The organism is Actinomadura graeca (assembly GCF_019175365.1).
GTDB classification, from domain to species: Bacteria; Actinomycetota; Actinomycetes; order Streptosporangiales; family Streptosporangiaceae; genus Spirillospora; species Spirillospora graeca.
Genome location: NZ_CP059572.1, coordinates 5,014,489 through 5,032,877 on the forward strand (window position 1 = coordinate 5,014,489; position 18,389 = coordinate 5,032,877).

Here is an 18,389-nt window from a genome sequence, read left to right on the forward strand (position 1 = left end):
TTCGGCCCGCTGTTCCATGATCGGGTGACCCGGCCGGCGGCGCCCGGTGCCCCGCGGGTTATCTTGCCCCTGTGGAGGCGGCGCTCGTGCACGCGGACCGGCCGGTCGTCCAGGCGCCCATGGCCGGGGGGACGTCCACGCCCGCCCTCGCCGCCGCCGTGTCGGACGCGGGCGGCATCGGTTTCCTCGCCGCCGGGTACATTTCGGCCGCGGCGATGCGCGAGGACATCGCGGCCACCCGCCGCCTGACGTCCCGGCCGTTCGGGATGAACGTCTTCATGCCGTCCCTGGACGCCGCCGACGCCGCCGCCGTGGCCGCCTACCGCGACCGGCTGGTCCCCGAGGCCGAACGGCTCGGGGTCGTCCCCGGCATCCCCGGCGCGCGCGACGACGACTACGACGCGAAGATCGCCGACCTGCTGGCGGACCCGCCCGCGTTCGTCGGTTTCACCTTCGGCTGTCCCGCCGACGACGTCGTCCGCGCCCTCCGCGACCGCGGGACCACGGTCATCGTGACCGTGACCAGCGTGGACGAGGCGCGCGCCGCGTCCGCCGCCGACGTCCTCTGCGTCCAGGGCGCCGAGGCGGGCGCGCATCGCGGCTCGTTCACCAACACCCTGGACGGCCTGCTCCCGCTGCGTGACCTGCTCCGGCTCGTCCGCGGCGCCGTCCCGCACCCGCTGATCGCCGCCGGTGGCCTCGCGACGTCCGGGGACGTCGCCGGCGTCCTGTCCCTCGGCGCCGTAGCGGCCCAGGTCGGGACGGCGTTCCTGCGCTGCCCGGAGAGCGGCGCGAGCGCCGTGCACAAGGCGGCCCTGGCCGACCCGCGCTTCACGTCCACCGCGATGACCCGGGCGTTCAGCGGACGGCCCGCCCGCGGCCTTGTGAACCGGTTCCTGAGCGAGCACTCGGAGCACGCGCCCGCCGCGTACCCGGACGTCCACCACGTGACCTCGCCGCTGCGCCGGACGGCAGCGGCACGGGGCGACGCCGGGACCGTCAACCTGTGGGCGGGCGTGGGGTTCCGGCTCGCCACCGAGGCGCCCGCCGCCGAGATCGTCGAGCGCCTGTCCGGCTGACCCGCCCCTGCGGCCCCGAGGCCGCCCGCGGCGGCGGGGGCTTCCCGGTCCCCACCGACGCGGTTACCCTTCTTGTGGCGTCCACGCCGGCCGTAAAAGCCTTTCGCCTGGGAGGGGTCCCGTCCGCGGGATTTGTTTGGCTCTGCGCCGGCTCCTCTGTGTCCCCGTCAACTGAGGAGTCGACTCGTGAACTACCAGCACAGGCGATGGTCGCCCCGCGCGGCCGTCTTCGCCGCAGCCACGATGGCCCTGGTGCTGTCGCTCGGCGTGGTCGCGCTCTCCGCGCCGCCGTCCGCCCGCGCCGTCATCGCCTGCTCGTTCCCCGCCTGGTCGGAGGGCAAGGCGTACACCGCAGGGACGAAGGTCGCCTACAGCGGCAAGGGCTACGAGGCGCGCGTCAACCACACCTCGTACACCACCAACTGGAACCCCGAGGCCGCCCCCACGCTGTGGCGGGCCCTCGGCGCCTGCGACGACCAGCCCCCGACCACCCCGCCGACCACGCCCCCGACGAACCCGCCGACGAACCCGCCCGCCGGTGAGACCTGCGCGGTGAAGTCCAGGCCGACGGGCAAGGTGCTCCAGGGCTACTGGGAGAACTGGGACGGCTCCATCAACGGCGTCCACCCGCCGTTCGGCTGGGTGCCGATCACCGACTCCCGGATGCTCAAGAACGGCTACAACGTGATCAACCTGGCGTTCCCCGTCATCCACTCGGACGGCACCGTCCTGTGGGAGGACGGCATGGACGCCACCGTGAAGGTCTCCTCCCCGGCCGAGATGTGCGCGGCCAAGGAGGCGGGCGCCACCCTGCTGATGTCGATCGGCGGCGCCACCGCGGGCATCGACCTCAGCTCCAGCACCGTCGCCGACAAGTTCGTCGCGACCGTCGTCCCGATCCTGAAGAAGTTCAACTTCGACGGCATCGACATCGACATCGAGACCGGGCTGTCGGGCGCCGGGAACATCAACGAGCTGTCGGCCTCGCAGTCGAACCTGATCCGCATCATCGACGGCGTGCTCGCGCAGATGCCGTCGAACTTCGGCCTCACGATGGCCCCCGAGACGGCGTACGTCACCGGCGGCAGCGTCACCTACGGCTCCATCTGGGGCGCCTACCTGCCGATCATCAAGAAGTACGCCGACAACGGCCGCCTGTGGTGGCTGAACATGCAGTACTACAACGGCAGCATGTACGGCTGCTCCGGTGACTCCTACCAGGCCGGGACGGTCCAGGGCTTCGTCGTCCAGACCGAGTGCCTCAACAAGGGCCTGGTCATCCAGGGCACCACGATCAAGGTCCCGTACGACAAGCAGGTCCCCGGCCTGCCCGCGCAGCCGGGCGCCGGTGGCGGCTACATGTCGCCGGGCCTCGTCTCGCAGGCGTGGAACAACTTCAACGGCCAGCTGAAGGGCATCATGACCTGGTCCTTCAACTGGGACGGCTCGAAGGGCTTCACGTTCGGCAACAACGTCCGCTCCCTCCAGGGACGCTGACCCGAGGGCAGGGCGCGGGCCGTGCACGCACGGTCCGCGCCCTGCCGCATGTCCGCCCCCGTGCGGGTTCCCCCGCCGTCCGCTTGACATTGACGCCGGTGTGAAGGGTTAGCGTCGTGGACGGTCACGGAGCAGGGAGGGGCCGATGCGGATCGGGGAACTCGCCGCGCGGGCGGGGGTGAGCACGCGGACGCTGCGCTACTACGAGCAGCAGGGGCTGCTCCCGGCGCGGCGCGCGGCCAACGGGTACCGGGAGTACGAGGAGTCGGACCTGCGGCTCGTCTCGGAGATCCGCTCGCTGCTGGCGTCCGGGTTCACCCTGGACGACGCCCGGCCGTTCGTGGACTGCCTGCGCGCGGGCCACGCGGCGGGGGCGGCCTGCCCGGAGTCGGTCGCGGTCTACCGGCGCAGGCTGGCCGAGATCGACGCCGACATCCGCACCCTGATCCGGCTGCGGGCCGACGTGACCGACCAGCTCAGGCGGGCCTGTCCCGGCCGCGCGCACCCACCGGAGGCAACCGATGATCAATCTGACGGCGGCGGACTTCGACGAGCGGGTGCTCCGCTCAGACACGCCGGTACTGGTCGAATTCTGGGCGGACTGGTGCCCCCCGTGCCGGATGATCGCGCCGATCCTTGAGGAGATCGACGCCGAGTACGGGGACCGCCTCGCGGTCGCCAAGCTCAACGGCGACGATCACCCCGGGATCGTGTCGCGGTACGGGATCCTGGGCTTCCCCACGCTGAACCTGTACCGGGACGGCGAGGTCGTCCACCAGATCGTCGGCGCCAAGCCCAAGCGGCGGCTCCTCGCGGAGCTGGAGGGCCGCCTCTAGCGGTGCTCATCGACGGGCGGTGCCGCCTGCGATCCGCCGCCGTAGGGGACGGTGAGGATCTCCATCGCGTGGCCGCCGGGGTCGTCGAAGTAGACGCCCCGCCCGCCGTCCCGCGTGTTGATCTCTCCCGGTCCGCTGCCGTCGGGGTGGGCGTAGTAGTGGGCGCCCGACTCCCTGACGCGCGCGAAGATCGCGTCGAACTCCTCGTCCGACACCAGGAAGGCGCAGTGCTGGGCGCGGAAGTCGTCGGAGTCCATGAAGTCGAGCGTCACGCCGTTGCCGGTCCTGACGGGCAGGAACGGCCCGTACTGGGGCCCGACCTCCAGGCCGAGGACACCGGCGAGGAACTCCGCCGAGGTCTTCTTGTCCGTGGCCGGGACGATGATGTGGTCGAGTCGGATGGTCATGCGTGCCCCTGCCTTCCCGGCCCGGCTGCTCCGGGCCTCTGTACAAGCGTGCGTCCTCAACCGTGCTAGAGGTCAAGCCCCGCGGTCCCCGGCACCCCGCTGGCTTCGGAGGGGCGTCACTCCTCGATGAACACGCGGACGCTGTCCAGGGCGGAGTCCACGGTGTCCGGCAGGACCATCCCCGCGGCCACGCCGTCGCGCAGGTACGCGAGGACGTCCGGGGTGAGGCGCTCACCGGGCAGGACGGCCGGGATCCCCGGCGGGTACGGCGTGATCATCTCGGCGGAGATCCGCCCCGCGGCGGACGCGGCGGGCACCTGCTCGGCCGGGCCGAAGAACGCGTCCCGGGGCAGGACGACCAGCTCCAGCCGGAGGTCCGCGGGCGCCGGGACCCGGACCTGCGGGGCGCCCTCCAGGTCGCCGATGTGCTCGCGGAGATCGCGCAGGGCCGCGAGCAGCCGCCGCGCGGTGGAGGCGTCGTCGGCGAAGGTGAGCTGGGCGCTGATCCGGCGGTGGTCGGCGAGGTGCAGGTTGACCCGGTGGCGCTCGCGCACCCAGTCGGCGGCCCGGTAGCCGGTGGTGCCGAGGGACGCGATGTCGATGACGACGGGCAGCGGGTCCAGGTCGTGGGCGAGGCCGGGGCCGGTGAACTCGGCGCGGCCCTGCACGTCGAAGCCGGGGATGTCCGCGATGTCCGCACGGACGGACGCGGCGAGGTCCAGGGCGTCCTGGAGCAGGCCCCGTCCGTGCTCGGCCATCTGCCGCCGCCAGCCGTCCAGGCCCGCGTAGATCAGGACGGACGGGCTGGTCGTCCCGAGCAGGTCCTCCCGGGACTTCAGGACGGCCGGGTCCACCAGCGGGCCCTGCTGGTGGAAGACCGAGCCCTGCTCCAGCCCCGCGCCCATCTTGTGGACGCTGGTGACGCACACGTCGGCGCCCGCGTCCATGGCCCACGCCGGCAGGTCGGGATGGAACGGCAGGTGCGCGCCCCACGCCTCGTCCACGATCAGCGGCCTGCCGCGCCGGTGGCACTCGGCGGCGATCGCCGCGAGGTCGGCGCACGTCCCGTACGGGGTGGGACTGGTGACGAGGGCGCCGCGGGCGTCGGGGTGCTCGTCCAGCCGGGCCGCGAACGCGGCGGCGGAGGGCGGATGGGCCAGATGGCGCTCGGCGTCCCACTGCGGCTCCACCCAGATCGGGCGGACGCCGGAGAGGATCAGCCCCGAGACGACCGACTTGTGCGCGTCCCGCCCGACCAGGAGCTTCTCCCCGGGACCGGCGACCGCGAGCATGGCGCTCTTGACCGAGAGCGAGCTTCCGCAGGTCGAGAAGAACGTGTGGTCGGCGTGGACGGCGTCGGCCATGAGCTCCTGGGCGCGTTCGAGGATCCCGGCCGAGGACGTCCTGTCGTCGAGGCCGGAGACGGCGAGGACGTCCGCGTGGAAGAGGGCGTCCCCGAGCACCTCACGGACGCGCGGATCGGCGCCCCGGCCCTGCTTGTGGCCTGGAGGAGTGAAGGGGAGCTGCCCCTCCCTGTGATAGGCGGCAAGGGCTTCCAGGACGGGGGCCTCGGAGTGGTCCATGGCGCTGCGTTTCCCGATCGGCCCGCGATGTAACGCGGCGGGAGACGCCGACAGGATGAGACGGCGACACTATTAGGACGTCGGCGCGGGTGGGGCGTCAGGGGATCTCTGTCTGGGGGCTGTAGCCGTGGTCCTCGCCGCCGGGGGTGTCGGCCTCGGCGTTCGGCGGGTCGGTGGGGCCGGGGGTGTGCTCCTCGGCGAAATCGCCGTCGTCCTCCTGCGGTGCCCCGGCCTCGGCGCGGCGGTCGGCGAGCGGTTTGTCCTCGTCGTTCTTGCGGTCGGTCATCTGCCGCCCCTCCTTCGGCCGGGTACGTACAGGTGTGCCGGTACCCGCCGTGAGGATCTCTACCCTCGGGTCCGCGGGAATCATGTGAGCCCTGGCAGGGGCTGTGCCCGTACCTCTGACGTGGGTCGCCGTCCGGCCGGGCGCCCGTTGTTGTGGTGGGCAGACGGGAAAGCCCCGGGCGGCGGGGCGGCCCTCGGAGCTTGGTGGACTCCGGGGGCCGCTCTCCTTCAGGTCAGGGACGTGACGAGCCGGGCGGCGTCGGCCTCGTCCAGGACGATCCCGAACTCTTCGGCGAGGGTGCCGGGGACCTCCTGCGGGGTCAGCGCGTGCTTCTCCTCGCCGCCGTCGGGGCGGCTGACGGTCAGGTCCGTCCCGTCGAGGACGTGGAGGGAGTCCACGGCGAACTTCTGCGCGAACGGACGGGCCGTGAACGGCGAACGCGCGTGGGTCGAGATGAAGTAGTTGAACAGGTCGTAGTCGATGTGGAACGTCTCGTTCAGGGTGAACGTGTGGCGCTGCACCCAGCCGCCGGTGCCGCGCTGGTGCAGTTCCCAGTCGCGCGGGCCGTGCAGGAGCCGGAAGCCCCAGCCGTCCTGCTCGACCTCGGTGCGGCCGCCCTCGTCCGGGTCTGCGGGGAACTCCACGGGTTCGAGGGGACCGGCGCCGAAACCGACGTCGCAGAGCAGCGCGGGCTCGCCCGGGATCCGGACCTGGAGCAGCGCGTGGGTCGTCGGACGCAGCTTCGCCGCGCCCATCGTCACCCGCGCGGCGAGCGCGGTGAACTCGAAGCCGATCTTCTCCAGCACCGCGGCGAACAGCTCGGTGTGCTCGAAGCAGTAGCCGCCGCGGGCGCCGCCGACGAGCTTGGCCTGGACCGCCTCGACGCCCAGCCGCACCGGGCGGCCGAGGATGATCTCCAGGTTCTCGAAGGGGATGGAGGTGACGTGCGCGCGGTGCAGGGCGCGCAGCGTCGCGGCGGTGGGCTCGGGGTCGGCGTGGTGGCCGATACGTTCCAGGTAGGCGGGCAGGTCCAGCAGATCGCTCTGCCAGCCGTACCCGAGGTCCTCGGTCATGGCGTCCTCTCAGCTCGGCCGTGATCGTATGCGGTGGTGAAGGCGCCGGGACCGGCGGCGTCCCGGATCCTCCCGGCGATCCGGTCGACGTCCCCGCGCTCGGCGGCCGGTAAGGGCGCGCCGGACGCGTCGCGGAGCGCGGCGGCGGCGCCGAGGAGCCGCGCGGCGGGCGCGTGCTCGCCCGCGAGGGAGCGCGCCCCGGCCAGCCCTTCGAGGGCGAGCGCGACCGCCCGGGGGTCGCCGATCGCGCGGGCGGCGTCGAGGGCCTCGGTGTGCAGGGCGCGGGCGGCCTCGGCGTCGCCGCGCTGCTCGGCGACGAACCCCAGCTCGGCGTGCACGAACGAGATCCCGGCCGTCCCGCCGATGCCGCGCAGCCAGCCGAGCCGGGACCGCAGGTGCCGCTCGGCGGCGTCGAGGTCGCCGCGGCGGCGGGCCACCAGGCCGAGGCCGATCTCGGCGAACTCCGCGGCCGACGGCGCCGCCTGCCGGACGGCGAGGTCCAGCGCGCGCTCGTGCAGGACGCGGGCCTCGCCGAGGTCGCCGGCCAGCATCGCGATCCGGCCGAGCTGGGCGAGGCGGAACGCCACGTCCGGCCCCATCCGCAGCTCCTCGGCGAGGCGCAGCTCCGCGCGGCGCAGCCGGGCCGCCTCGCCGAGGTCACCGACGATCTCCGCGCGGCGGCCGAGGACGTCCATGGCCTCCAGCCGCCCCCACGCGTCGCCGAGCCCGGTGAAGATCGCGAGGCTCTCCGCGCCGTGGCGTTCCATGGCCTCCAGGTCGCCGCGGGCCATGACCTGTTTCGCGTGGAGGGCGAGGGCTGCCGCCGTATGCCACCGGTCGGCGCGCGCGCGGAAGACCGCCAAGGCGCGCTCGATGCGCTCTTCGTTCGCGGCCAGGTTCCCGTACGCCCAGTGGACGTGGGTCAGGAACCATTCGGCCTTGGCACGGTCGTATTCGTCCCGGTGGTCTGCGAGGGCGGACCGGCGCAGCTCCTCGGAATCGGTGTCCTCGCCGGAGGCCATGGTGAAACCGGCCAGCCACGTCTCGGCGTCCCGCCGGGCCCGGGACGGTCCGTCCGCGGCCGACAGCGCGGCGCCCAGCGCGCGCCTGGCCTCACCGGAGCGCCCTCGGAGGAACCAGTACCAGCCCTGGGCGTTCACCAGCCGCAGCGCGTCCTCGCCGGTGGCGTGGTCCAGGGCGGCGCGGAGGTTGGCGGCCTCCACGTCGAGGCGTGCCAGCCACTGCCGCTGCTCAGGCCCGCGCAGTCCTCCGGCGGCGTCCTCGGCCAGGGCGGTGTAGTAGCGGACGTGGCGCGCGCGCAGGTCGCCGTCTTCGCCCGCCTCCCGCAGCCGCTCCAGGCTGTAGGCGGCGACGGATTCCAGCAGCTTGTAGCGGCCGTCCTCCGACCGCACGACGAGGGAACGGTCCACGAGCCTGGCCAGCACGTCCGCGCCCGCGCCGCCGACCTCTTCGGACGCCCCGGCCGTGCAGCCGCCCGCGTGCACCGCGAGGCGCCGAAGCGCGATCCGCTCGGGAACGGTGAGCAGCTCCCAGCTCCAGTCGATCACCGCGCGGAGCGTCCGCTGCCGGGCCGGGCCGCCGTGCCGGGTGCCGGCCAGCACGCCGAACCGGTCGTCCAGCCGCGCCGCCAGCTCCCGCACGCCCAGCCCCCGGACGCGGGTCGCCGCCAGCTCCAGCGCGAGGGGCAGGCCGTCCAGCCGCCGGCAGATCGCGGACACCCAGGGCGCGGACGCCTCGTCCAGCGCGAACCCGGGCGCCGCGGCGGCGGCACGCTCGGTGAACAGGCGCACCGCCCCCGACTCCAGCAGCGCGGCGGGCGCGGTCGCGTCACCGGGCAGGTCCAGCGGCGGGACGATCTCCAGCCGCTCGCCGGGGACGCCCAGCGGCTCCCGTGAGGTCGTGAGGACCCGCAGGCCCGGCGCCCCGGCCAGCAGCCGCCCCGCCAGTTCGGCGGCGGGCCCGGTGACGTGCTCGCAGTTGTCCAGGACGAGCAGCGCCCGCCGGGACCGCAGCGCCTCGGTGAGCCGTTCGACGGGGCCGTCCGCGCCCTCCTCGCGCAGGTTCAGGACGCGGTTCGCCTGCTCGGCGACCTCCTCGGGCGTCGCGGCGCGCCCGGCGGCCAGCTCGACGAGCCACACGCCGTCGGGGTGGTCGCCCGCGGACCGCGCGGCCGCCTCCAGGGCCAGCCGGGTCTTGCCGACACCGCCGGGGCCGGTCAGCGTCACGAGCCGGTCCTCCGCGAGCAGCGCGCGGACCCGCCGGGCCGCCTCGTCGCGCCCGATCAGCCCGCCCAGCGGCACGGGCAGCCGGGACGGGACGCGCGGGCGCCCCTCCTCCGCCGGATCCCGTTCGAGCATCGACTGGTAGAGGGCGGCGAGCTCGGGACCCGGGTCGACGCCCAGCTCCGCGGCCAGCCGTTCGCGCAGGTCGTGGTAGCCCGCGAGGGCCTCGCCCTGGCGCCCGGCCCGGTAGAGGGCCCGCAGGTGCGCGGCGCGCAGCCGCTCCCGCAGGGGGTGGCGGGCGACGGGACGCGCCAGCTCGGCCGCGAGCGCGGCGTGCTCGCCGAGCTCCAGCCGCGCCTCGGCGTGGTCCTCCAGGGCGGTCAGGCGCCGCTCTCCGAGATCGGCGGCCAGGGCGTGGGCGAAGTCGAGGCCGTCGAACGCGGGCCCCCGCCACAGCGCCAGCGCGTCCCCGAGCAGGCGCGCCCTGGCCAGCGGGTCGGCCGCCTCGCCCGCCCGGGCGAGGAGCGCCGCGAAACGGCCGGAGTCCACCGCCTCGGGCGGCACGTCGATCAGGTAGCCGGGCGGACGCGACACCACCAGCCGCCGCGCGCCCGGCTCCGCGCGGTCGAGGACGCCGCGGAGCTGCGAGATCCGCGCCTGGAGCGTCCCGGACGGGTTGCGGGGCGGGCGGTCCCCCCACAGCGCGCCGGCCAGCCGGTCGGCGGGGACCGGGCGCCCGGCGTCGGCCAGCAGCGCCGCGAGCAGGATGCGGACCTTCGTCTCGGGCACGCGGACGTCCTCCCCGCCGTCCGTCCACACGGCGAGGGCACCCAGCACCCCGAAGCGCATCCCGCCAGCGTATGCGGCGCCTCGGACGTTCCCGCCACGGATCGGCCCGCGGCGGATCCGTAGCGCCCGGCGCCACGCTGGACCCGTTGTGCTGGACCCGCTTCGGACGAGCAGGAGTACTGATGTCGAAAGCCCCGGTGACGGTCATCGGACTGGGCCCCATGGGCGCGAGGATGGCCGCGGTGTTCCTGGAGAACGGGCGCCCGACCACGGTGTGGAACCGGACGGCCTCGAAGGCCGCGCCGCTGGCGGAGCGGGGCGCGACCCTGGCGGCGACACCCGCCGACGCGCTCGCCGCGTCCGAGCTGATCGTCATCAGCCAGACCGACTACAAGGCGATGTACGACTCGCTCGGCGGGGAGACCCACGCGCTGAAGGGGCGCGTCCTGGCCAACCTCAGCTCCGGAAGCCCGGACGAGCTGCGCCGCGCGGGCGAATGGGCGTCCGGGCACGGCGCGGAGCTGCTGACCGGCGGGATCATGGTGCCGCCCCCGGCCATCGGGACGCCCGGGTCATACGTCTTCTACAGCGGCCACGAGGCAACCCTGGACCGGCACCGCGAGACTCTGCGTGAGCTCGGCGACCCCACGTTCGTCGGTATGGACGCGGGGTTGTCGATGCTGTACTACCAGGCGCAGCTGTACCTCTTCTGGTCCACGCTCACGGCCTACATGCACGGGCTCGCCCTCCTGGGCACGGCAGGCGTGTCGGCCGAGCGGTTCCATCCGTTCGTCATCAGGTCCATGGCGACCCTGGCGGAGGACGGCCCCGCGGGATACGTCCGCGCCATCACCGACGATGTCGTCTCCGGCCGATCGCGGGGCGACGACAATACGCTGCTCATGCAGGCGATCGGCGCCGACCACATCGTCGAGGCCAGCCGCGAGGCCGGGCTCGACACCGAGGGCCCCGCCGCGCTGAGGGACCTGTTCTGGCGCGCCGTGGACCGCGGACACGGTGACGAGGGCCTCTCCAGCGTCATCGAGGTCATCCGCGCCCCCGCGCGCTGACCCGCGCGCCGACCGGGCCGCCGCGCCGCACCTGCTTCGACGCGTCCGCCGAGGCGGCGTCCCTCATGCGGGGTCGCGGCCGGCGGCCAGGGGGAGGCGCATGACGAACCGCGCGCCCTTGGCGCTGTCGGCGATGGACAGCGTGCCGCCGTAGATCTGGGCGATCTCCCGGGCGATGGGCAGGCCGAGCCCGGTGCCCTGCGGGTCGCGGCGGCGCGAGTCCGGCAGCCGGGCGAACCGCTCGAAGACCCGCTCCCGCGACTCCTCCGGGACCCCGGCGCCGTCGTCGGCGACCACCACCACCGCCTCGTCGCGCTCCCGCTCGACGACCACCTCGATCGCCGACTCGGTGTGCCGCTCGGCGTTGCTCAGCAGGTTCCCGAGCACCCGGCTCAGCCGCACCGGGTTCGCGCGGACGGTCACGCCGGGCTCCAGCCGGGTGGTGACCGGTGTGCGCCCCGGGCGGCGCTCGATCTCCCGCCGCGCCAGGTCGGCGAGATCGACCCGCTCGACCGGCTGGGGCGCGCGGGAGTCCAGCCGGGACAGCTCCAGCAGGTCGGCGACGATCTCGTTCAGCCGGTCGACGTCGCGCAGCGCCGCGCGGACCGCCGGGCGCCAGCCCGCGTCGCCGGGCTCCTCCAGCGCGACCTCGAGCCGGGTGCGCAGGCCCGCGATCGGGTTGCGCAGGTCGTGCGAGGCGTCGGAGACGAACCGGCGCTCCCGGTTCGTCGCCTCCTCCAGCCGGTCCAGCGTCTCGTTGACCGTCTCGGCGAGGTCCTGGATCTCGCCGCCGGTGCGGGGGTCGGTGACCCGCTGATCGAGGGCGCCCGCGCTCAGGTGCGCCAGCTCGCCGCGGATGCGGTCGACCGGCGCCAGCGCCCGGCCGACCGTGTGCCAGGTCCACCAGCCGATCAGGGAGAGCAGCGCCACCAGGAGCAGCCCCAGCGCCACCGGCAGCAGCCACGCGCTCGCGAGCGTCGGCATCGGCGAGGCGGCGGTGACCATCACGCCGTCCCCGTACGCGGACGTCCGCAGCCGCATCCCGAAGATCCAGACGCAGTCGTCCAGGAAGCCGGGGCAGATCATCCGGTCGATGAGCAGCTGGCCGCCGATCAGGTCGGCGGACGCCAGCGGAGGCCGCCCGATGATCTCCTCGCTGGCGGCGAGGACCCGCCGCCCGTCCCGGCTCACGACCTGGACGATCGGCGACTCGCCGGGCCGGGGTCGGAGCGCCTTCGCGGGCTCCCCGCGGACGAGGTCGAACGCGATCCGCTCGACGGTCCGCTCCGCGGTCTCCTCCACCTCGTTCTCGGCCCAGTCGCGGGCGAGGAGCATCCCGAGGGTGAGGGCGAGCAGCAGGATCAGCGCGGAGACCGCGACCGTGATGCAGGTGGCCCGCCCGCGCACGGACAGGAACAGCCGCGCGTGCCACCGGTGGGCCCGCCCGCGCCACCCGTCCGCCGTCCCCGCGCCCCGCACATCGATCCCCCGTGTCCCCGGCGATCCGCGCCGTCACTTCGAGTGATCGCCTATGGCTCAGCGTAGTGGCCCCGATCCCCGCGCGTACAGGTGCGGCAAGGCCCGCGGGTCCGCCAGCCTGGCGAGGAGTTCGCGCACGTCGTCGTGCAGTCCGGGCGGGATCGCGTCCAGCAGGTGGCGGCGCACCGCCTCGGCGTGGACGGGACGGGCGGCGGCGTGCAGCTCGTCCCCGCGGTCGGTCGCGACGACGTCGACGCCGCCGCCGGCCTCCACCCGGACGACGAGGCCGCGCCGCGCCATCCGGGTCAGGTGGTGGGACAGCCGGCTGCGATGCCAGCCCATCGACGCGGCCAGCTCGTTCTGGCGGAGCCGTCCCCCGCCCAGCTCCGCCAGCCTGGACAGCACCCCGAAGTCGGGCCCGGACAGCCCGGTCGCCCGCGCGACGTCGTCGGCCACCCGCGCCCGGACGATCTCCGCGGCGCTCGTCCAGACCCGCCACAGTTCCGTCTCCCGGGAATTCAACGCGGCCATGAAACCAGGATAAAAAGGTACAGAACGCCCATGGGGCGGATGATCGTCACCGTGACGGCCGGTCCCACCTGGACGCGAGGGATCATGCAGGGCCGACCCGATGCCGCCGCCGCCCGGGCGGCGCATGATCCCGCGCCGCCCGGGCGTGACGCCTCAGCCGTCGCCGGCCAGGTTGATGCCCACGGTGACCTCGTCGAGCTCGGGGACGCTCATGGTGGTGCCGTAGAAGCCGCTCCGCCACTGGACGGGGTCCGCGCTGCGGAAGCCGAGCTCGCGGTTGGCCATGGCCCGGTCGACACCGGGCACGTAGCGGGAGTGGACGACCTTGCTGAGCCCTAGCTCCCGGGTGACCATCTCGAACTTCTGCAACGCCAGATCGACCTCCGTGGCGATGCCGTCCTCCCAGCCCGCGTCGACCTGGACGGTGTCGCGCCCCGCCGACATGTGCAGGGTGTTGCGGTTCCAGTCGACCTTGACGAACAGCTCGGCGTGGCACGTGCCGGCCTCGTCGAGCCCGTAGACGGAGATCTCGCTGATCCAGCGCCGCTCGATCCCGAGCAGAAGCCGCCGGGCGTAGTCACGGTCCCGGGTGCTGCGGGCCAGGATCCGGTTGATCTGCATCTCGATGAGCTCGGTGCGGACGTACGTCTTGGTGTAGGTGGCTGTCCTGGCGATGGCCATGCATGGGTCCCTGGGGATTAGGAGGAGAGGAAGTCGTGCGCCGTGTCGGCGGCCATGGACTCGGCCACCAGGAGGATGTCCTCGATCGGACGGGGACGGTCGTCGATCTGCACCCTGCTGTGCGAGATCAGGGCGCGGGCGAGGTCGTGGAGCCCGTGCCGGTACAGCGCCGTGGTCAGGGCCGAGTCGTCCATCCGCCGCCGCGCCGCCGCCCAGAAGGCGATCGGCTGCCCGGGGTAGCGGCCCACGAGGTCCTCCGCCTGCCCGGGGGTCAGCCAGGGGTACAGCGCGCGGACGGCGGACGCCCGTTCCTCCGGCCGCATCCGCCAGCTGAAGATCCGCATGCGGCCGTCCCGCCGCATGGGGGCGTACAGGCGGGTGAAGTCGTTGCCGGTCAGGATGATCGGGACGCGGCGGACCGCCCTGCCCTCCACCCGGGTCGGGTAGTCCGCCAGGTGCATCAGCTCGGTGATCAGGTTCTGGGTGTTGACGGTGTACTGGGTCATGTCGCCCCAGCTGCCGATCGCGGCGTCGGCGTCGTTCAGCAGCACGGCCGCCGGCGTCCCCGCGTCGGCGTACGCGCCGGCCTCCGCGTAGGCCTCCCGCATCCGGGCCGCGGGGGCGCCCGCGTTCGGGCTTTCGAGCTCGCCGCCGGACAGCAGCACGGAATGGATGCCCGCGTTCTCCAGGATCCGCTCGACCTGGTAGGTCTTCCCTTCGCCGGCCGGGCCCTGGATGCCGAGCAGCAACGGGGTCCCGGGCTGCACGTCGGGCCGCAGATTCGCGATCACATGCAGCCCGACCACGGTCGAGAAGCGCTCCGCTATCGCCTCAGTCACGGCCCGACTCTCTCCGGCGCCGTTCCTTCTCGCGCATGACCTCGGTGGGCAGGCCGAGGACCTCGGCCCGCAGATCGGGCTTCGGCGGGGTCTGCTCGGCCGGGATCAGGTCGCCCTCGGCGGGCGTGCCCGCCGCCCCGTCCGGTTCCTCCGCCGGACGGTCGGGCGGCGGCCCGGGGGGCTCCTCCCCGCTCAGCGGGAGTCCCAGCTCACGGCGGCGGGCCGCCACGCTGGCGACCAGTTCGTCGAGCGCCTGCTGCGGCGAGGGGAGTGACTTGCGGATCCGGCCGGACGGGCGGATGACCAGACGGTCGTCGTGCCAGGTGAGATCCCTGTCCTTATCGATGATCAGGTCGAATTCCCGGACCGCGAGGCCGACCGCCTGCTTGTTCTCGAGCTCCGGTTCCTCCTTGACCCGGCCCTCGATCAGCGTGACCAGCTCCGCGCGGTTCCGCTCGGTCTGCTTGTTGGTCAGCAGGCCCGTGATGTAGCTGCTGAGAACGTTCGTCACCACACCGAGCACAAGCGCTTCAATCAATTCTCGACCCCGCAATCCGTGTATCGGCAACCATCTGGTGGGACGCGGGCGGGGCGCCATCGGTTCACAGCGGAAATCACGATCGGTAATTGATCTCCGACCCGGCGTAGATCACACAAGGGGGCGCTGGGGAATATGGGTGGTGTCGGATTCTTTGGGGCCGTCTGGGCGTTCCGGTGACGGCCGTGGATGCCCCGGGCGTCCGGCCGTGACCGCCGTGCGGGCGCGGCGGACCCGGCGTCGAGCGCGTCGGTGCACCGGCCGCGCCGCGGGCGGCTTCGGGCCGGTGTTCGAGCCGGTCGGAGGGCGGAGCGGCAGCCGGATCCCTTCTCCGTTGATCTGGTCGGGCGTCTGATCCGCCACCGGGGAAACTGCCGTAAAAATCCCCCCGGATAAACGCAAGGGCGCCAAGAGCCGTATAGCAGATGATCGATGTTGGCGCCGGGCAGATGCCTTGCCGGGCTTTGGTGCCGAGGGGATGGTGTTGGGCATCGGGTGGGCCAGATGTAGGCGCATCCCCGACCTGGGAGGGCGTCATGACGCTACGTTTTCTGGGCAAGGCCCCGGACAGCAAGGACGGCGACTCGCCTTCCCTCTGGCATGACGATGCCGACGGCAGTGTTGTGGTGCAGGGATGGAAGGAGGAGGGGAACCCGGCGGTGCTGGCCGAACTCCTGGCGACGTCACGGTGCGATCACGTCCCGGCGAACGAGGCGATAGTGCGCATTCCGTGCAGCCTTCTCCCCTTGCTCAAGGAGCTGATGAATGACGACAGTCACGACGGCCGCTGAACTCCTCCGGACGGCGCGATTCACCGCCGTCCACCTGGAGATGCGGGACGTCTACGCCATGGACGGGGAGGACGAGGACTTCGAGGAATGGAGGACGGGACACCGGGACGATCCGGCCGACCCGGATTCGTGGTGGCGCCCATGGCTCACCTTCGTCCGGGAGGCGACGCGGCGCGGCGTCCGGGTCCGGCGGGCGCGGATCGTCTCCGAGCCGGTGAGCGAGTACATCCGGTTCGAGTACGACGGCACGTTCACCAACATCTACGCGGGCGAGCAGGTGCGCTGGCTGCCCCGGCGCCGGGCGTCCGGGCTGTGCCTGCCCGGCAACGACTTCTGGCTGTTCGACGGGGAGCTGGTCCTGTGGAACCACTTCGACGGGGACGGCCGGTCCCAGCCGAAGGAGACCACCACCGACACGATCATGGTCAAGACCTGTTCGTCGGCGTTCGAGGCGGTGTGGGAGCGCGGAGTCGACCACGCGGACTACCTGCCCGTGTGATCCTTGCCGTCCCCGAGCCGCCATGTCCGCCACCTCACCGTCGTCCAGCGCCCAGCAGGCCCGGCGCGCCCTCGCCGGCCGCCTCCGCGAGCTGCGCCTCGACGCGGGCCTGACCGGCCGGGACCTCGCCGCCCGGGCCGGGTGGCACCGCACCAAGGTCAGCAAGATCGAGCACGCGTCCCGGGCCCCGAGCGGCGAGGACGTCCGGACGTGGTGCCGGGTGTGCGGGGCCGCCGACCAGACCGCCGACCTCATCGCCGCGCTCCGCGCCGTCGAGGGCGCGTTCATCGAGTGGAGGCGGCTCCAGCGGTCCGGGCTCCGGCGCCTCCAGGAATCCCGGATGGGCCTGTACGAGCGGACCCGCGTCTTCCGGATCTACGAGCCGGGGATCATGCCCGGGCTGCTCCAGACGCCCGGCTACGTGCGGGCCGTCCTCACCAAGGTCGGCTCGTTCCGCAACAGCCCGACCGCGGACCTCGACGACGCGGTCGACGCGCGCGTCGCCCGCCAGCGGGTGCTGCGGGAGGGCGACCACCGGTTCGCGTTCCTCGTGGAGGAGTCCGCCCTGTGGAGCCGCCTCGGGGGCGCGGAGGTGCTGGCGGAGCAGCTCGCGCACCTCGTCCGCGTCACGCGGTTGCCGACGGTGTCCTTCGGGGTGATCCCGGCGGACGCCGAGCGGACGCTCTGGCCCGTCGAGGGCTTCTGGATGTTCGACCAGGAGCGCGTGTCGGTGGAGACGGTCTCAGGGTGGCTCACCATCACGCAGCCCGCCGAGATCGCCCTGTACGCGTCCGCGTTCGAGGAACTGGCCCGCCCGGCCGTCCACGGCGCGGCGGCGCGCGAGCTGATCACCAGGGTGCGGGACACCCTGCTGTGAAAGTCGCGTGCCACACTTCGGCACACCCGTGGCCGTCCGCGCGATCCCGTACCTAGCGTGTTCGTTGAGACACAGTGCGTGATCGTCAGTGAAGGGGGTTCGACGTGGAGTCCTTGGAACGGCCGCGCGAGGCCGACGCCGGGCAGGTGATCGAGCCGGACGGCGCCGGCCGGCTGGCGGGACTGGCCGGGACACTGCGCGGCCAGCGCCTGACGGCCGACATCGTGGGCGGGCGCCTGCGGGTCGCGGACGGCCCGGACGGCGAGGGCGTCGTGCTGGACTGCCGCCGCCGGGCCAGCGACGGCGACCAGTGGTGGTTCACCTGGGCGGACGGGATCTGGCTGTGCGAGGCCGACCATCCGATGGACGCGGTGGTCGCGGTGAAGGGGGCCCTGCGGCGGCCGCCGCCCCCGTGACCGCCGCCGCGGCCGCGTGCGGCACGGGTCACCGGGGTGGGCCCTGGAGCCGGGCGGCTCTCTCCAGCAGGGCCCTCTTCGCCCGCGCCGCCGCCGCCAGCCCGCTCCGGTGACGTCCGATGAGCTCTGTCTGGCGAGCGGCCTCCACGGACGACCAGACCTCGACCAGGTGACCTTCGCTCTTGCACCGGACGTCGGTGGCGGCCACGGTCCTTTCCAGCTCGGACGGGGCGCCGCCCTGGAAGCGCGGGTCCTTCGGCGGGTCGAGGGGACCGGGGTAGGCGAAGCCGTGGCCGCGCATGCACAGCGACCATCGCGCCACGGCGGAGCGGACGCGGGCGTCCCCGGCGGAGCTGTGGAAGCCCTCGTCCGACAGCGACTGCGCGAGGCCCTGGTCGGCGTGGGAGGCGCCGTAGAGCCGGTCGCGGGCCTGCCCGGCGCAGCCGCCCTTCGGGATCTCGCGTCCGTCGGGGGACCGCTCCTTGTCACCGGTCAGGACGGTCCGCTCCTCGGGCGTCGGGGGCTTGTAGGCCGCCGTGCGGCCGGGCTGTTCCAGGCGGTAGCCGCTGCTTCTCGCGCGGTCCAGGTCGGCCAGGCCGTAACGGCGTTCGTTCCAGCTCCTCAGGAGCGCCTTGCCCTGGCCGGCCACCGGCGGGAAGTCGTGTCCGAACGTGCTCATGCACTGCCGCACCACGCGGCGGTAGGCGTCGGTGACGGCGGTCGTCTCGGCGGGGGACAGCAGGTAGTCGTCCAAGGGAAGCCGGAACGTCGCCGCTTCCCGGGCGGCGGGCGAGGGTCGCGCGGCTCGCTGTCCGGGTGGCCCGGAGGAACCGCCGGAACAGCCGGAGACGAGACCTCCGAGCAGCAGATGCGCC

Annotated in this window: 20 protein-coding genes; 9 read left to right on the forward strand and 11 right to left on the reverse strand. The window is 73.6% G+C overall.

The features are described from left to right. The first annotated feature begins 71 nt into the window (after window positions 1–71). The 4 genes from AGRA3207_RS22335 (at window position 72) to trxA (ending at window position 3,412) form a co-directional block, all read left to right on the forward strand. Window positions 72–1,079, forward strand: a complete 1,008-nt coding sequence (locus AGRA3207_RS22335; protein WP_420830766.1) for a nitronate monooxygenase — start codon at window positions 72–74, stop codon at window positions 1,077–1,079. Window positions 1,080–1,265: 186 nt separating this feature from the next. Continuing rightward, window positions 1,266–2,576 carry a glycosyl hydrolase family 18 protein gene (locus AGRA3207_RS22340; RefSeq protein WP_231328990.1) on the forward strand — a complete coding sequence of 437 codons (1,311 nt, stop codon included), beginning with the start codon at window positions 1,266–1,268 and terminating at the stop codon, window positions 2,574–2,576. A 145-nt stretch (window positions 2,577–2,721) separates the two neighbouring features. Beyond that, on the forward strand, window positions 2,722–3,216 hold the full coding sequence (locus AGRA3207_RS40120) for a MerR family transcriptional regulator (protein ID WP_231328991.1): 495 nt from the start codon (window positions 2,722–2,724) through the stop codon (window positions 3,214–3,216). After that, window positions 3,098–3,412 (forward strand): thioredoxin, encoded by a 315-nt coding sequence (gene trxA, locus AGRA3207_RS22350; protein ID WP_231328992.1) that lies wholly within the window; start codon window positions 3,098–3,100, stop codon window positions 3,410–3,412. The genes AGRA3207_RS40120 and trxA overlap by 119 nt, the downstream gene beginning before the upstream one ends. Here the strand turns inward: trxA and AGRA3207_RS22355 are convergent. The 5 genes from AGRA3207_RS22355 to AGRA3207_RS22380 form a co-directional block, all read right to left on the reverse strand. Then, window positions 3,409–3,819, reverse strand: coding sequence for a VOC family protein (locus AGRA3207_RS22355; protein ID WP_231328993.1), 411 nt, complete (start codon window positions 3,817–3,819; stop codon window positions 3,409–3,411). The genes trxA and AGRA3207_RS22355 overlap by 4 nt on opposite strands. Window positions 3,820–3,935: 116 nt before the next feature. Further along, window positions 3,936–5,402: an aminotransferase class I/II-fold pyridoxal phosphate-dependent enzyme gene (locus AGRA3207_RS39885; protein ID WP_273699640.1), complete on the reverse strand. Its 1,467-nt coding sequence runs from the start codon at window positions 5,400–5,402 to the stop codon at window positions 3,936–3,938. Between the two features lie 97 nt (window positions 5,403–5,499). After that, on the reverse strand, window positions 5,500–5,688 hold the full coding sequence (locus AGRA3207_RS22370) for a hypothetical protein (RefSeq protein WP_231328994.1): 189 nt from the start codon (window positions 5,686–5,688) through the stop codon (window positions 5,500–5,502). A gap of 227 nt (window positions 5,689–5,915) precedes the next feature. Then, entirely contained in the window at window positions 5,916–6,761 is an 846-nt protein-coding gene (locus AGRA3207_RS22375) for an arylamine N-acetyltransferase family protein (protein WP_231328995.1), read from the reverse strand. Further along, entirely contained in the window at window positions 6,758–9,853 is a 3,096-nt protein-coding gene (locus tag AGRA3207_RS22380) for an ATP-binding protein (protein WP_231328996.1), read from the reverse strand. The genes AGRA3207_RS22375 and AGRA3207_RS22380 overlap by 4 nt, the downstream gene beginning before the upstream one ends. A 122-nt stretch (window positions 9,854–9,975) precedes the next feature. On the opposite strand from AGRA3207_RS22380, the gene AGRA3207_RS22385 reads away from it, so the two are divergent. Further along, window positions 9,976–10,863 carry an NAD(P)-dependent oxidoreductase gene (locus AGRA3207_RS22385; RefSeq protein WP_231328997.1) on the forward strand — a complete coding sequence of 296 codons (888 nt, stop codon included), beginning with the start codon at window positions 9,976–9,978 and terminating at the stop codon, window positions 10,861–10,863. A 63-nt stretch (window positions 10,864–10,926) separates the two neighbouring features. Here AGRA3207_RS22385 and AGRA3207_RS22390 read toward each other — a convergent pair whose 3' ends face one another. From AGRA3207_RS22390 to AGRA3207_RS22410, 5 genes are all read right to left on the reverse strand, one after another. Continuing rightward, the gene (locus AGRA3207_RS22390; protein WP_231328998.1) at window positions 10,927–12,342 is read right to left on the reverse strand and encodes a sensor histidine kinase; all 1,416 of its coding nucleotides are present in this window, start codon (window positions 12,340–12,342) and stop codon (window positions 10,927–10,929) included. A 57-nt stretch (window positions 12,343–12,399) separates the two neighbouring features. After that, window positions 12,400–12,873, reverse strand: coding sequence for a MarR family winged helix-turn-helix transcriptional regulator (locus tag AGRA3207_RS22395; RefSeq protein ID WP_231328999.1), 474 nt, complete (start codon window positions 12,871–12,873; stop codon window positions 12,400–12,402). Window positions 12,874–13,026: 153 nt separating this feature from the next. After that, window positions 13,027–13,554 carry a hypothetical protein gene (locus AGRA3207_RS22400; RefSeq protein ID WP_231329000.1) on the reverse strand — a complete coding sequence of 176 codons (528 nt, stop codon included), beginning with the start codon at window positions 13,552–13,554 and terminating at the stop codon, window positions 13,027–13,029. Window positions 13,555–13,571: 17 nt separating this feature from the next. Beyond that, a complete protein-coding gene (locus AGRA3207_RS22405; protein ID WP_231329001.1) occupies window positions 13,572–14,393 on the reverse strand; it encodes an AAA family ATPase in 822 nt (273 codons plus the stop codon). Beyond that, window positions 14,386–14,904, reverse strand: a complete 519-nt coding sequence (locus AGRA3207_RS22410) for a hypothetical protein (protein WP_231329002.1) — start codon at window positions 14,902–14,904, stop codon at window positions 14,386–14,388. Before AGRA3207_RS22410 ends, AGRA3207_RS22405 begins: the two co-directional genes overlap by 8 nt. A 563-nt stretch (window positions 14,905–15,467) precedes the next feature. On the opposite strand from AGRA3207_RS22410, the gene AGRA3207_RS22415 reads away from it, so the two are divergent. The 4 genes from AGRA3207_RS22415 to AGRA3207_RS22430 all read left to right on the forward strand — a co-directional run bounded on the left by AGRA3207_RS22415 (window position 15,468) and on the right by AGRA3207_RS22430 (window position 17,514). After that, window positions 15,468–15,722, forward strand: coding sequence for a hypothetical protein (locus AGRA3207_RS22415; protein ID WP_231329003.1), 255 nt, complete (start codon window positions 15,468–15,470; stop codon window positions 15,720–15,722). Further along, a complete protein-coding gene (locus AGRA3207_RS22420; RefSeq protein WP_231329004.1) occupies window positions 15,697–16,221 on the forward strand; it encodes a DUF6879 family protein in 525 nt (174 codons plus the stop codon). Before AGRA3207_RS22415 ends, AGRA3207_RS22420 begins: the two co-directional genes overlap by 26 nt. A gap of 22 nt (window positions 16,222–16,243) precedes the next feature. Continuing rightward, window positions 16,244–17,098, forward strand: coding sequence for a helix-turn-helix domain-containing protein (locus AGRA3207_RS22425; RefSeq protein WP_231329005.1), 855 nt, complete (start codon window positions 16,244–16,246; stop codon window positions 17,096–17,098). A 104-nt stretch (window positions 17,099–17,202) separates the two neighbouring features. Then, window positions 17,203–17,514, forward strand: coding sequence for a hypothetical protein (locus AGRA3207_RS22430; RefSeq protein WP_231329006.1), 312 nt, complete (start codon window positions 17,203–17,205; stop codon window positions 17,512–17,514). A 28-nt stretch (window positions 17,515–17,542) separates the two neighbouring features. On the opposite strand, the gene AGRA3207_RS22435 is transcribed toward AGRA3207_RS22430, so the two are convergent. Then, a complete protein-coding gene (locus AGRA3207_RS22435) occupies window positions 17,543–18,268 on the reverse strand; it encodes a hypothetical protein (RefSeq protein WP_231329007.1) in 726 nt (241 codons plus the stop codon). Between the last annotated feature and the right edge of the window lie 121 nt (window positions 18,269–18,389).

Bases quoted from the DNA above. Each gene is read 5' to 3' on its own strand.
- AGRA3207_RS40120 (WP_231328991.1), top strand. From the start codon at position 2,722: ATGCGGATCGGGGAACTCGCCGCGCGGGCGGGGGTGAGCACGCGGACG.
- trxA (WP_231328992.1), top strand. From the start codon at position 3,098: ATGATCAATCTGACGGCGGCGGACTTCGACGAGCGGGTGCTCCGCTCA.
- AGRA3207_RS22355 (WP_231328993.1), bottom strand. From the start codon at position 3,819: ATGACCATCCGACTCGACCACATCATCGTCCCGGCCACGGACAAGAAG.
- AGRA3207_RS39885 (WP_273699640.1), bottom strand. From the start codon at position 5,402: ATGGACCACTCCGAGGCCCCCGTCCTGGAAGCCCTTGCCGCCTATCAC.
- AGRA3207_RS22370 (WP_231328994.1), bottom strand. From the start codon at position 5,688: ATGACCGACCGCAAGAACGACGAGGACAAACCGCTCGCCGACCGCCGC.
- AGRA3207_RS22375 (WP_231328995.1), bottom strand. From the start codon at position 6,761: ATGACCGAGGACCTCGGGTACGGCTGGCAGAGCGATCTGCTGGACCTG.
- AGRA3207_RS22380 (WP_231328996.1), bottom strand. From the start codon at position 9,853: ATGCGCTTCGGGGTGCTGGGTGCCCTCGCCGTGTGGACGGACGGCGGG.
- AGRA3207_RS22385 (WP_231328997.1), top strand. From the start codon at position 9,976: ATGTCGAAAGCCCCGGTGACGGTCATCGGACTGGGCCCCATGGGCGCG.
- AGRA3207_RS22395 (WP_231328999.1), bottom strand. From the start codon at position 12,873: ATGGCCGCGTTGAATTCCCGGGAGACGGAACTGTGGCGGGTCTGGACG.
- AGRA3207_RS22400 (WP_231329000.1), bottom strand. From the start codon at position 13,554: ATGGCCATCGCCAGGACAGCCACCTACACCAAGACGTACGTCCGCACC.
- AGRA3207_RS22415 (WP_231329003.1), top strand. From the start codon at position 15,468: ATGACGCTACGTTTTCTGGGCAAGGCCCCGGACAGCAAGGACGGCGAC.
- AGRA3207_RS22420 (WP_231329004.1), top strand. From the start codon at position 15,697: ATGACGACAGTCACGACGGCCGCTGAACTCCTCCGGACGGCGCGATTC.
- AGRA3207_RS22425 (WP_231329005.1), top strand. From the start codon at position 16,244: ATGTCCGCCACCTCACCGTCGTCCAGCGCCCAGCAGGCCCGGCGCGCC.